This window comes from Salmonella sp. 741265050_HSA (assembly GCF_046569445.1).
GTDB lineage: Bacteria > Pseudomonadota > Gammaproteobacteria > Enterobacterales > Enterobacteriaceae > Salmonella > Salmonella enterica.
Genome location: NZ_JBKFSV010000001.1, coordinates 570,584 through 583,909, shown reverse-complemented (window position 1 = coordinate 583,909; position 13,326 = coordinate 570,584). Strand labels below are relative to the sequence as shown.

The 13,326-nt window shown below is 50.3% G+C and carries 8 protein-coding genes; 5 read left to right on the top strand and 3 right to left on the bottom strand.

Annotation, left to right across the window (positions count from 1 at the left end):
- Positions 1–107: 107 nt before the first annotated feature.
- The 4 genes from ACLD4F_RS02890 to glgX all read left to right on the top strand — a co-directional run bounded on the left by ACLD4F_RS02890 (position 108) and on the right by glgX (position 7,463).
- The gene (locus ACLD4F_RS02890) at positions 108–893 is read left to right on the top strand and encodes an OBAP family protein (RefSeq protein WP_000698596.1); all 786 of its coding nucleotides are present in this window, start codon (positions 108–110) and stop codon (positions 891–893) included.
- A 128-nt stretch (positions 894–1,021) separates the two neighbouring features.
- Positions 1,022–2,806 (top strand): malto-oligosyltrehalose trehalohydrolase, encoded by a 1,785-nt coding sequence (treZ, locus tag ACLD4F_RS02885; RefSeq protein ID WP_350387437.1) that lies wholly within the window; start codon positions 1,022–1,024, stop codon positions 2,804–2,806.
- The gene (gene treY, locus ACLD4F_RS02880) at positions 2,803–5,331 is read left to right on the top strand and encodes a malto-oligosyltrehalose synthase (RefSeq protein WP_350387435.1); all 2,529 of its coding nucleotides are present in this window, start codon (positions 2,803–2,805) and stop codon (positions 5,329–5,331) included. Before treZ ends, treY begins: the two co-directional genes overlap by 4 nt.
- A 56-nt stretch (positions 5,332–5,387) precedes the next feature.
- Positions 5,388–7,463 carry a glycogen debranching protein GlgX gene (glgX, locus tag ACLD4F_RS02875; RefSeq protein ID WP_031605339.1) on the top strand — a complete coding sequence of 692 codons (2,076 nt, stop codon included), beginning with the start codon at positions 5,388–5,390 and terminating at the stop codon, positions 7,461–7,463.
- A 113-nt stretch (positions 7,464–7,576) separates the two neighbouring features.
- On the opposite strand, the gene ACLD4F_RS02870 is transcribed toward glgX, so the two are convergent.
- The 3 genes from ACLD4F_RS02870 to ACLD4F_RS02860 all read right to left on the bottom strand — a co-directional run bounded on the left by ACLD4F_RS02870 (position 7,577) and on the right by ACLD4F_RS02860 (position 11,394).
- Complete coding sequence (locus ACLD4F_RS02870) at positions 7,577–8,779, bottom strand: MalY/PatB family protein (RefSeq protein ID WP_000347156.1); 1,203 nt, start codon at positions 8,777–8,779, stop codon at positions 7,577–7,579.
- A 12-nt stretch (positions 8,780–8,791) separates the two neighbouring features.
- The gene (gene nhaC / locus ACLD4F_RS02865; RefSeq protein WP_001276631.1) at positions 8,792–10,243 is read right to left on the bottom strand and encodes a Na+/H+ antiporter NhaC; all 1,452 of its coding nucleotides are present in this window, start codon (positions 10,241–10,243) and stop codon (positions 8,792–8,794) included.
- A 143-nt stretch (positions 10,244–10,386) separates the two neighbouring features.
- Complete coding sequence (locus ACLD4F_RS02860) at positions 10,387–11,394, bottom strand: LacI family DNA-binding transcriptional regulator (protein ID WP_000201080.1); 1,008 nt, start codon at positions 11,392–11,394, stop codon at positions 10,387–10,389.
- Positions 11,395–11,651: 257 nt separating this feature from the next.
- Here ACLD4F_RS02860 and ACLD4F_RS02855 point away from each other — a divergent pair, with 257 nt between their 5' ends.
- Complete coding sequence (locus ACLD4F_RS02855) at positions 11,652–13,118, top strand: hypothetical protein (RefSeq protein ID WP_000987828.1); 1,467 nt, start codon at positions 11,652–11,654, stop codon at positions 13,116–13,118.
- The last annotated feature ends 208 nt before the right edge of the window (positions 13,119–13,326 follow it).

Here is a 13,326-nt window from a genome sequence, read left to right as displayed (position 1 = left end):
GGTTTTACTATTTGTGACACCGTCACAAATAACATCTTCCATTTCTTCTACCAATCACGTGGTATTGCACTATTTTCATTAGAGCCCTTTCACTATATGGAGACCTAATGAAAATTTTACCGCTGGCACTCTTTATCATTCCTTTTCTGGCCGGATGTGGCGCCAATAATACGCCGCCGCAAACGCCTATTCCCGGGGAAAAAACATCTGCCAAATTACGTACCCTGGAAACAGGCGCGGCGGCTATTCAATCCAGACCACCTGTCGATGCCATCAGTACCTACCTTGACGGGTTCCATTTTTATAGCGGTGATAAAAACGGACAGATGGAAGCGCACCATTACGTTACCGTCCTGAACGAAGATGTCATGCAGGCGGTGATTTACGACGGCAATACGAAAAACGCGCGCCTGATGGGGGTGGAGTACATTATCAGCGAACGTTTATTTAAAACGCTTCCTCCCGAGGAGAAAAAACTGTGGCACAGCCACCAGTACGAGGTGAAATCCGGTAGCCTGGTGGCGCCTGGCTTACCGCAGGTCGCTGATAAGGCGTTGATGAGTAAGATTGTTAATACTTATGGCAAGACCTGGCACACCTGGCATACCGACCGGGATAAAACCCTGCCAATGGGTATCCCTGCGCTGATGATGGGCTTTACTGGCGACGGGCAGCTTGACCCCGCGCTGCTGGCCGATCGGGATCGCCGTCTGGGAATTGATACCCAGGCCATTAAACGCGAGCGGCAGGATCTGCCTGAACATCCCGTTATCAAGGGGGCTAACGCCTGGGAGCAGGGAGAAGTTATCCAGCTACAGCGTGTTCAGGGCGCTGGCGAACACGGGCGAGGCGATACCGCGCACTTCGGTACATCTGAGCAATCCCGACAATAATTCCACGCTTTTACACGCAGATACGAAAAAGAACGCCTGTTAAGTGACAGCGTCACGTAAAGATTAGCCCCATAGTCTATGCTTGTTCTTCGGATGTTGTAGAGGTTATGGGTTAAACGGAGCGACAAATGAGTTCAAAAATTTTTTGCAAAAGCTGGGGGGCTGAATATATCGCCGCTGATGTTGTCCGCTTTCGTCTTTGGGCCACCGGTCAGCAAAAGGTTATGCTCAGGCTTGCGGGTAAAGACCAGGAAATGCAGGCGAGCGGTGACGGCTGGTTTACGCTGGACGTCTCCGGGGTGACGCCAGGTACGGAGTATAATTTTGTACTCAGCGATGGCATGGTGGTCCCCGATCCGGCTTCCCGCGCCCAAAAAACTGACGTCAACGGTCCGTCATATGTGATTGATCCAGGCAGCTACGCGTGGCGCAACACCGGGTGGAAAGGTAGCCGTTGGGAGCAGGCCGTGGTGTACGAGATGCATACAGGCACGTTCACTCCGGAAGGCACCTTCCGCGCCGCAATAGCGAAGCTGCCTTATCTCGCTGAACTCGGCGTTACCGTTATTGAAGTGATGCCCGTTGCGCAATTTGGCGGCGAACGCGGCTGGGGCTATGACGGCGTACTGCTTTACGCGCCGCATTCAGCCTATGGGACGCCGGATGATTTCAAAGCGTTTATTGACGCCGCGCATGGGTATGGTCTTTCCGTCGTCCTGGATATTGTGCTGAACCATTTCGGCCCGGAGGGAAATTATTTACCGCTATTGGCGCCGGCGTTTTTCCACAAAGAGCGCATGACGCCGTGGGGAAATGGTATCGCCTATGATGTCGACGCCGTGCGGCGCTATATCATCGAGGCGCCGTTATACTGGCTGACAGAATACCATCTCGACGGCTTACGCTTTGACGCTATCGATCAGATTGAGGACAGTAGCGCCAGGCATGTGCTGGTTGAAATCGCACAACGTATTCGGGAAGACATTACCGACAGACCCATTCATCTGACCACCGAAGATAGCCGCAATATTATTTCTCTGCATCCCCGAGATCAGGATGGCAATGCGCCGCTGTTTACCGCCGAATGGAATGACGATTTTCATAATGCCGTCCACGTTTTTGCGACCGGAGAGACCCAGGCCTACTACAACGATTTTGCTGATGCCCCGGAAAAACACCTCGCAAGAGCGCTGGCCGAAGGATTCGCTTATCAGGGAGAAATTTCACCACAAACCGGCGAACCTCGCGGCGTAAAAAGTACCGGACAACCCCCGGTCGCTTTTGTGGATTTTATTCAGAATCACGATCAGATCGGTAACCGCGCCCAGGGCGACAGACTGATAACCCTGGCGGGTGCTGAACGAACAAAAGTATTGCTCGCCACGTTGCTGCTTTCACCGCATATTCCGCTGCTTTTTATGGGCGAAGAGTATGGCGAAAGCCGTCCTTTTCTTTTTTTTACCGATTTCCATGGGGATTTAGCCCGCGCCGTTCGTGAAGGTCGCGCAAAAGAGTTTGCCGATCATGCAGGGGAAAATGTTCCGGACCCGAATGCGCCAGAGACCTTTCAACGCTCAAAACTTAACTGGAAGCAACAGCACAGTGAAGAGGGTAAAGCGTGGCTGGCGTTTACCCGCGAACTACTGCTTTTGCGCCAGAAGCATATCGTGCCGCTGTTGTCCGCTGCCCGTGAGAGCTCAGGAACGGTATTGCAAACCGCGCCCGGGTTTATTGCCGTTAGCTGGCGTTTTCCGGGAGGAACACTGTCACTGGCGCTGAATATTAGCGCCACGACGGTATTGCTGCCCGATTTACCGGGTAAGACTCTCTTCGCCTGGCCGAATGAATCCACCGGGTCGCTTTCCCAACATTCTCTTATTGTCCGCTTAGCCCAGGGAGAGTCTGCATCATGATCCCAACTTCAACGTATCGTCTTCAGTTTCGCAATGGCATGACCTTCGATCGCGCTGCGGCGCTGGTGCCTTACCTTAAAAATCTGGGTATCAGCCATCTTTATGCCTCACCCATCTTTACCGCCACCAAAGCGTCAACGCATGGTTATGATGTCACCGATGCGAATGAGATTGAGCCTTCTATTGGCGGGCGCGAAGGATTTGAAAGACTGGTGGTTGAACTTAAAGCACAAGGTCTGGGATTGATCATCGATATTGTGCCTAATCACATGGCCAGCTCGCTGGAAAACGCCTGGTGGCGCGACGTGCTTGAATATGGCAAGGAGAGCCGTTACGCGCGCCATTTCGATATTGACTGGTCGCGCCGACTGACGCTGCCTTTTTTAGGCGACACGTTTGACGCCGTGCTGGAAAACGGAGAAATTGCGATCAAGCCCGATCCCGCTACGGGTAAACCCACGTTCGCCTATTATGATAACTATTATCCGCTTGCGCCGGCGACGTGGCAGGGGCGCGAGGCCGAAATACTGGCGCTTACCGATAAAGCCGCTATTGCTGATTTGCATGAGCGCCAGCCGTGGAAATTAATGTCCTGGCGCGATGCCGCTCGCTCGCTTTCATATCGGCGTTTCTTTGAGGTCACAGGGCTGGTAGGAATGCGGGTGGAAGATAAAACCGTCTTCGACGATACACATCGGCTGATTCTGGAGCTGGTCAGAACGGGGGCGGTTGACGGTTTACGTATCGATCATATCGACGGCCTTGCCGATCCGAAAGCCTATCTTGCGCGTTTACGTCAGGAAGTGGGGCCGGCGTGCTATATCACCGTGGAAAAAATTCTCGCTAAAGGCGAGCAACTTCCTGATGACTGGCCGGTTTCCGGCACCACAGGCTATGAATTCATCGCCTCGCTGGCGGAGGTGCTGGTTGACGATGCGCAGATAGACAATTTGCGCCAGGCTTACGAGACCGTTAAAGGCGCGCCAGTGGATATGCGGGCGGAATTACGGGCAGCTAAATTGCTGATGGTCGATCGCAATTTCGAGGGGGAATTTACCCGGCTGCTCGCGCTTGCGCTGTCGATTGCCAGCGAGCTACAGATCGCACAGGAAGAGAGCGTCGTTCGGCAGGCGTTACGCGAGTTATTAATTGCCTTTCCCGTATATCGCACTTACGGCACGGCAGAAGGGCTACCGCCGACCGATATTTGCCTGTTACATCGTATTGTGGAACGGGTAAAGACGCTTGAAAACCCTCCGCAGCCAGAAGCGCTTACATTTCTGAGCCGTCTTCTTACCGGCGATGTTCCCACCTCCAGCCAGGAGGAGGCGACACAGTTTCGCGTTCGGTTCCAACAACTCACCGGTCCGCTGATGGCGAAATCGGTAGAGGATACGCTTTTCTTTCGTCAAAACATGGGACTGGCGTTAAATGAAGTCGGCGCCGAGCCCGTCACGCATCACTTCTCCATTGAACGCTTTCACCATGAGATGAAAACCCGACAGTCGCGACAGCCTGATGCGTTATCCGGTACGTCGACCCACGATACCAAGCGAGGCGAGGATGCGCGAGCACGCCTGTATACGCTTACCGAAGCGCCGGAACAGTGGAGCGAATGCCTTGCCCGCTGGCGGCAGATGAACCAGACCCATGTCAAATTTTTGAATGATGGCACTGCGCCAAAATCGGCGGATACGTGGATGTTATATCAGGCGCTGACCGGTGTCTGGCCCCCGATGCTACAACCACAGGACGAAACAGGTTTAAACGCGCTGAAAACACGCTTTGAAGCCTTTGTGGAGAAAGCGCTACGCGAAGCGAAGCTACGTACCGATTGGGTGGACAGTAATGAGGCTTACGAAACGGCAATGCTTGATTACGCCCGTTATTTACTGGCGCCGGATAATCAGACATTTTTGCAGGATTTTTATCGTTCCTTGCAACCCTTCATCCGCGCAGGGCTGGTTAACAGCCTGACGCAGACCGTTATCAAATTAACCGCGCCGGGAGTACCTGATATCTATCAGGGGAGCGAGGCGTTGAATTTTAGCCTTGTCGATCCCGACAACCGCCGCGAACCGGATTTCGCCACGCTGGCGCAGCAGTTAGACCAGCTAACGCCGGGAGTTTTCTCGCGCGAAGAGAGTTGGCTGAACGGGCAGGTGAATCAGTATGTCACCGCTGCATTACTGCGTTTGCGTCAGCAGAATCATGAGCTCTTCCGTTTTGGCGACTATATACCGCTGCGGGCTGTTGGTCAGCGTGCCGACAAGGTCATCGCTTACGCCAGAGTCAATCATGATGATGCGCTGATTGTTGTTGCGCCCCGACTGGTGTTCGCCGAATGTGACGGCTTATTGTCACAATCGCATAGCGGTTTCTGGGCAGGAACCGACATTATTATACCCGGACAGCTTAATCAGCATCGTTATCGCAATGTGCTTACCCAGGAGAGGTTAATGGCTGGTGAACACCTGTCGTTGGCCTCACATCAGGGCGGCGTACTGGTTTTAATGAGCGACTGAGTTTATGTGTTGATGTGCCGTGACAGGACAACGTTTACCGTGGGTGGAGAAAGAGAATGACAACAAACAGGGCTTTTGAAATCAGATCAGGATACAACCATACGCTTGGCGCAAATTATGACGGCGAAGGTGTGAATTTCGCTATTTTTTCCGCCCATGCGGAACGCGTCGAGCTTTGTCTGTACGATCCGAGCGGGGAGCATGAAATCGCTCGTCTGGAGTTACCGGAATATACCGACGAAATATGGCACGGCTATGTCCCGAAGTTGCAGCCCGGCGCGCTGTATGGGTACCGCGTTTACGGTCCTTATGACCCGGAAAATGGTCATCGTTTTAACCCCAACAAGCTGCTTATTGACCCTTATGCCCGTGAGCTGGTGGGCGATATTCAGTGGAACGATGCGCATTTCGCGTATCAATTACTTCATGACGATAAAGATTTGACCTTTGATGACCAGGATAGCGCGCCATTTACGCCTAAATGCCGGGTGATTGATCCGGCTGAGGCGAATTGGGAGGATAGACAACGGCCTTCCATACCGTGGTCGAACGCCATTATTTATGAAACGCATGTAAAAGGCTTTACCCAGCTTAATTCCGCGATCCCTGAGCCTCTACGCGGTACGTTTGAGGGCATGGGGCATAAAGCCAGCGTGGATTACATTAAAAGTCTGGGTATTACCTCCGTCGAGCTTTTACCCGTTCACTGGTTCCCGGACGATCAGCATCTGCTCGATAAAGGACTGAAAAATTTCTGGGGATACAACTCGCTGGGCTTTTTTGCGCCGGCGACGCGCTACTATGGTCCAAAAGGTATTCAGGGATTCCGCGATATGGTGCGCGCTTTCCATGATGCCGGCGTCGAAGTGATACTGGACGTGGTCTATAACCATACGGCAGAAGGGAATGAACTTGGCCCCACGCTGTCATTTAAAGGTATCGATAACTTCTCTTACTATCGCACCATGCCCGATCAGCATCGCTATTACATTAACGATACAGGGACAGGTAATACCGTCAATACCTCTCATCCACGGGTACTGCAAATGGTGATGGATTCCCTTCGCTATTGGGCGGAGTCAATGCATGTCGACGGCTTTCGTTTTGATTTGGGCACCATTCTTGGTCGTGAGCCGGAAGGCTTTGATCAGAGAGGCGGCTTTTTTGATGCGGTAACGCAAGACCCGGTGCTGGCAAAACTGAAACTGATTGGCGAACCCTGGGATATCGGACCGGGCGGCTATCAGGTTGGCGGCTTTCCACCAGGGTGGGGCGAATGGAATGATAAATACCGCGATACGGTACGCGAATACTGGAAAGGTGACAACGTCACAAATGATTTCGCCGCACGCCTGCTGGGTTCCGGCGATCTCTATGATTTGCGCGGCCGTCGCCCCTGGTCAAGCGTTAACTTTATTACTGCCCATGACGGCTTCACGCTGAACGATCTGGTGTCTTATAACGACAAACATAATGAAGCCAATGGCGAAGATAATAATGACGGGCATAATGATAACCGCTCCTGTAACTATGGCGCAGAAGGACCAACCGACGACGAAGGCATCAATGCGATACGCGAGCAACAGAAACGCAATTTCCTGACCACCTTGCTTTTCTCGCACGGCACGCCGATGTTATTAGCGGGCGATGAGTTTGGCCGCAGTCAGATGGGCAATAATAATGGCTACTGTCAGGACAGTGAAATATCGTGGGTCCACTGGGATAATTTGCCGGAAACCGCCAATGCGCTACGGGAGTTTACCCGTCATCTGATTCAACTGCGCGCCACGCAACCGTTGCTGCGCCGGGAGAGCTGGCGTGACGGTCTGGAGATCCGCTGGTTTAACGCCGGCGGAGGGGCGCAGCAATCCGAACAATGGGATGAGGGATCGACCATAGGCGTATGCATTAGTCGTCCCGATCTCCAGCCGGAAGCGGGGATCTGGCATGACGCCTTACTGCTTTTCAATCCGTTTGAAGGCAGCGTACCGTTCCGTATTCCGATGTGGGGAGAAGGCGGCTGGGTACTTGAACTGACGACTGCCGATAACGCGCAGCAGGGAATGCGGATTACCGAAGAAATGGATTTCGATCTGGCCGGGCGCAGCATCGTATTATTCAGACGCCCCTGATAGTAAAACCGCGCTCCGGACCCAACCGGCCTTGATGGCCGGTTTTTTTACTGGCGCTCAGGCGATATCATGTCGCAGAAATAACACCGTTGTCAGTTTACCGCCCGAAAAATTCATCCGCCTGTTGGTATTCCTTTGATTGTCTTCACCGATATTCGCTTCAGGCCGTCTATTGCCATTTCAAGGTAGGTACGTGGACATCCCAGATTTAAACGGATAAATCCGCTGCCCGCCGGGCCAAAGCCGCTGCCCATTGAAGGAGCAATACCCGCGACATCCGCCATTACCCATTTTAGCTGTTCGTCATCCAGTCCCAGTTTTTTACAATCCATCCATAATAAATAGGTTCCCTGCGCCGGGACAATTCTTGCCCAGGGAAGGTGCTCTGTCGCCTGTTCAACAAACCAGCGGCGGTTTTCCGCCAGGTAATCCAGTAGCGAATCCAGCCACTGTCTGCTTTCATTCCATGCGGTAGTCGCCGCCTGAACGGAGAGGGCGTTAAAGACATCCAGCCCATGAGCGTCCAGACGAGACAGGAAACGCTGGCGAAGCGTAGGATCGGGAATGAGAAAATTAGAAATTCGCAACGACGATAAGCCAAACGTTTTGCTGGCCGCAGTGGCGGAGATGACCCGTTTATGCCAGCGCTCCCCTAAATGCAGTACCGAGGTAAAGGTTTCGCCGGGCAGCAATAGATCGGCCCATATTTCATCCGAGATGAGAGTGACATCATAAGCTTCACATAATAAAAGCAGTTGCTCCAGCTCGTTGGCCGACCAGCAACGCCCGGTTGGATTATGTGGATTACACAAAATCATCAGCGGAGGGCGCTCATGGCGAAACAGCCTTTCCAGTTGGCAAAAATCCATCTGGTAGCCGTCGTCCGGCGACTCGCTAAGGGGATTCTCCAGCAGTTTTCTACCATTAAGCGTGATTATTTTGGCGAAGGAGCCATAGTATGGTCCCTGTACCACTACGCCGTCGCCTGGATGCGTCAACATTTGCACTAAGAGCGCCAACCCTGGTACGACGCCTTCCACGCTGCATACCCATTCCTGTTTTAACGTGAGCTGGTGGCGTGACGAAAACCAGTGAAGCAGGGCGTTAAAATAGGCCTCATCACGTTCACTATAGCCAAATACGCCGTGCTCGATTCGCTGATGCAATGCCGCCTGAACCTCAGGCGGGCAGGCAAAATCGAAATCAGAAACCCACATCGGCAGCAGTTTCCCTGCGCCATCGCCAAAGTGACGCTCAATAAAATCCCACTTTACCGAACCAGTATTGTTGCGATTGATAATCTGGTTAAAATCCATCTTGTTTCCTTATTATTCCGTCACTGACGATTGCGGCGACTTTTCTGAGGCGGAGGCAGTTCTGGCAATACCAATTCCGCTAAAACCATAAATTAATGCGAAGAAGATTGCCGCATAGCATTGGATAGCCCAGGGCAGAAGATCAAGCGTGCTAACGCCCAGCGTGGTTGCCATGTAGACGCCAGCCGAGGTCCACGGCAGGAGAGGTTCGATAACGGTACCGGCATCTTCTATCGTCCGTGAAAGGTTTTTAGTATCCAGCCCCATACGACGATAGGCATCTTTAAACAGTTCGGCGGGAACTAACAATGCCAGTTTACCGTCGCTGGTCGCTCCTGTGACCAAAATTGTGGTGCCGATAGTGGCGGCAATGAGTTGACCAACGCTATGAATAATGGTCAGCAGTCGGTTAATGATGATCGTTAACGCGCCGGTTAACGTTAGCGCTCCGGCAAATGAAAAAGCGCAGAAAACTAACAGTATTGTTCCCATCATCGAGAACATTCCGCCCCGGTTTAGCAGTCGCGGAACATCGGCCACGACACCTTCTGCGCCTTGTGGGAACATGGCGATATCAAATCCATCAATGAAAGCGTCCAGTCCCTGTTTGATGCTCAGTCCCTGCATGATGACGCCGAGGAACAAGGCAAGTACGCAGGCGCTTAACATTAATGGGATGACAGGCTTCTTGCGAATTGCGCCCCACAGTACGATCACCGGCGGCAAAATAAGAACAATATTAAAATGGTATAGCGACTCCAGCGAGTGGATGATGTCCGTAACGCGCTGCGGCGTGGCCACCTCGCCCAGCATATTACTGTGTCCGGCGATAAGATAAACCACGGCGGCAAGCAGGAAACTTGGCAGGGTCGTCCAAAGTAAATGCTGAATATGCTCAAACAGAGTAGTGTCTGCGACAATCGCGGCAAAGTTAGTCGAGTCGGACAACGGTGAGATTTTGTCGCCGAAATAAGCGCCAGAAACGACGGCGCCAGCTGCTGCTGCAAGAGACACGTCCAGCCCGGCGGCAACCCCCATTAACGCAACGCCAACCGTCCCGGCGGATCCCCACGATGTACCGGTACAGACGGAGACCACGCTGGTTAAAAAGAAGGCTGCAATCAAAATATATTCCGGGCTTATGAGTTTTAGCCCCCAGTACACCATGTAGGGAATGGTGCCACTAAACATCCAGGTGCCAATCAAACCACCCACGCAGATGAGGATCATGATAACCGGCATTGCTTTAGCCAGCTTATCCACCACTGAGTTGATGATGTCTTCCCAACAGTATCCTTGCCACCATGCAATGCCTGCCGCTACCGCCGCAGAGCACAGAAGGAGCGGTTCGATACGTAGCCCCATGATGCCGTAACCGATAATCAACAATAACAACATGGAGATGACTGGGATTAGCGCTAAACCCAATGACAGCGTTTTCTTCTTGTTTTGTGATGCACTCATAATGGAGCTCCGGTCAGTAAGGTAGCTCAAGGGTAGGGGGATACGCTTCTCACTACTGTGATCCATTACTTTCGTCCATGTAACCGATTACATGAGAAGGGTTAATTTGATAGTCATCACAGTTTTTACTGTTGACGACGCATTCATCGTGAAAAATAGGGCGCGACAGAATCGCGGATCACCAGTTCGGCATTGAAATGATTGCTGCTGGGCGGCGGCGTAATGCCCTGGTATAACTGTATCGCCAGTTGCGCGGCACAACGCGCCATTTGTTCGACCGGATAATGCATTGTTGTTAACGCCGGATAAAGATACCGGGCCAGCACCACATCATCAAAGCCGACAATAGAGAGCTGTTGCGGAAGCTGAACGCCGCGTTGATGAAGAATACGCATAATGCCAGCGGCCATCACATCGTTAAACGTGACCGCTGCCGTAAGGGGAAGCCCGCTATTAATAAGTTGATGCGCGGCCCGCTCGCCGCCTTCTTCGTTAAACGGAACGCTAATCACCCAGCGAGGGTCTGGAGAAATACCATATTCTTCCAGCGCCTCACGGTAACCATCAAGGCGTTCCTGACGATCAATAATTGGCAAGTCAGATGTCACACAGGCAATGCGCCGATGCCCGTTCGCCAGGAGATATCGGGTCGCTTCCCTGGCGGCGCTGCGATTTTCCAGCCAGATACACCGGTTGGCCATACCGGCGATATAACGATTAACAACAACCAGCGCTGGAAAGTGGGCTGCGTAGCGCAGCAGCTCTTTATCCGGTAATCGGCTGGCGTGTACAACAATAGCCTCACAGCCTTGATTAACCAGAAAATCCAGTCCCGCTTTTTCCATTTCTTCGTCGTGGCCGCCGCTACATACCATCAAGCGATACTGCTGCTTACGAGAAACATCTTCTACGCCGCGAGCAAGGCGGGCAAAAAAAGGATCTGCCAGATTGCCGGTTAACAATCCGAGCATATCGCCGCTACGTTTCGCCAGCGCGATAGCGGCGGCATTTCGGCGATAATTGAGATCGCGCATGGCTTTCTCTACACGTTCGCGCGTGACGGGTTCAACCCACGCGGTCTGGTTAATGACACGTGATACAGTCGCGGTTGATACACCGGCCATGGATGCAACATCCTTTATTGTCGCCATGTTAAGCTCATATTTGTTCGTTTAAAGGGTATCAAAGCCATTGATTATCATGTTACGTAGAAATCAGTGCAATCACTGCGGCGCAGCCTGAATTTATAAACATTTTTAAAATCATCCTAAATCCTGGTAACTGCAAATTTTAGTAGCTACCTCAATGAGTTATTGACCACTGAATTTTCTACGATAACATGACTAACAATATACACATGATAAGAACCACTACACTGGGAAATCGTTGCGTGGTGGTTCGGAGATAGATGATGAGTAGTATTACAAAAAGCATACAGAATGAATATGTTTTATTGATGGAAAACGCTTTTTCTGAAAAATATAAATATGCATTCAGAAATTTAGAACTAAAAGAATTACGTAGATTCATCCTGAAAGAGCTAATTAGCTCTCCCGAGTTAGATAATCAACTTACAAACCTAATTGTGTTGCTAAATAAATTTTGGGATACTCACGCCGCGGCGCTTATAACAGAAGTTCGGGCGTCTAAAAGTTATCGATTATTACTTCCGATTCAACGCTTTGGTTATAACATATCTAATCATCTTAGATCTCTTGGAATTTATTTTGATAGCATCATAATGGTTGATCCATTACATTTTCCTTCTCTTAGCTCTCTGCATTCATTTTTGTCATTGCCACCAGATAATAGTTATGTCCGCATGCGCAGGTTGGTATTACTTGAACATGTTTCCAATCTATTTCGCGCCATCCCATTTATGACTATTGATGATGATTATCCAATTTTTCTAATCGTTCCTGAATTACTGGATTTTGATAAAGAACGCAATCATGAACAATCTGCCGCTTTTCTAAGCCAGCTCTTTTTTAAAGATAGAAAAATGGATTACGCTACTTATTTAGCGTTTCTTGAGCACTTTGGGAGAAATGAAGAAACATTCCAGAAGATCCTAACAAATAAAGAATTATTAAAAACATTGCTTAATAATTTCAATAACATCGAAAAAGAAGTCTGGGTTTACGATACAGATTTAAAGAGTTTTACAACAAGAGAGGTAGATCTTCTGGATTACGATCTGCCGTCAGCTATAGCAACCTTACTGGGTAAGGTTGAAGGTGCAATTTATGCACAACGATCAACTCAATTATCGGCAACACTATTAGGCATTGATCCGGTTATTTATAGTAACCATATGTTTTTACATGAATGGACTACGGAGCAGTTAGTCAAGGATTATGGTAAATTAAATCCTCTTTCTTCTGAAGAGCAAGCGATTACAATGGGCCTTTCAGCCGCGGAAGTAAAATTCCTTACTGCGCTTTCCGATCTGGAATTAAAAAAGATTAGAGAAAGAGGTCAACTGGAATCCTTAAGGCATGAACTAAGAATCTCAAGGCATGACTTGCAAGGAAAAACACCAGATCAAATGCAAGATGCGGCAAATAATTTTTCAAAACATTTAATCAATGTGGTCGAAGAGTATGGAAAGTCGCATGAATCAGCCATTAAGAATTCAAAGAAAAAAAAGATCTCATCTGGATTAATTTTTGCAGGAACAGCCACGTTAGGTATAGCTTCACTTGCCATGCCGCAATTGACATTACTTTCAGCAGCAGCAACGGGAATTGGCCTGGCCTTTGGAGGTAAAAGTCTGGCAGATATTTTTAGTGAACATAAAGCACATAAAAATGAAATCCAGATATTAGAAAAAACACCCGTATCGCTTTTGTATGGGGCATATAAAAAGAAATAGTAATACTGTGTATACCGTCTGGTAGCGGAAGTCTGGCATTTGATAGTTTTTGAAGCAATTGTCGTAAAGTTACTCAAACAATCACATTGTTCAGGAAAGCCTATGAGGAGATGGTTGAGAATAGGGGGTCTTCCGCTGATTCCCCGAACTATCCACCAGTTCATGCAAACGCTGTGCTAACTGGCCACTGTTTTTCCCCGGTAGCTGC

Bases quoted from the DNA above. Each gene is read 5' to 3' on its own strand.
- nhaC (WP_001276631.1), bottom strand. From the start codon at position 10,243: ATGAGTGCATCACAAAACAAGAAGAAAACGCTGTCATTGGGTTTAGCG.
- ACLD4F_RS02855 (WP_000987828.1), top strand. From the start codon at position 11,652: ATGATGAGTAGTATTACAAAAAGCATACAGAATGAATATGTTTTATTG.
- treZ (WP_350387437.1), top strand. From the start codon at position 1,022: ATGAGTTCAAAAATTTTTTGCAAAAGCTGGGGGGCTGAATATATCGCC.
- ACLD4F_RS02870 (WP_000347156.1), bottom strand. From the start codon at position 8,779: ATGGATTTTAACCAGATTATCAATCGCAACAATACTGGTTCGGTAAAG.
- treY (WP_350387435.1), top strand. From the start codon at position 2,803: ATGATCCCAACTTCAACGTATCGTCTTCAGTTTCGCAATGGCATGACC.
- ACLD4F_RS02860 (WP_000201080.1), bottom strand. From the start codon at position 11,394: ATGGCGACAATAAAGGATGTTGCATCCATGGCCGGTGTATCAACCGCG.
- glgX (WP_031605339.1), top strand. From the start codon at position 5,388: ATGACAACAAACAGGGCTTTTGAAATCAGATCAGGATACAACCATACG.
- ACLD4F_RS02890 (WP_000698596.1), top strand. From the start codon at position 108: ATGAAAATTTTACCGCTGGCACTCTTTATCATTCCTTTTCTGGCCGGA.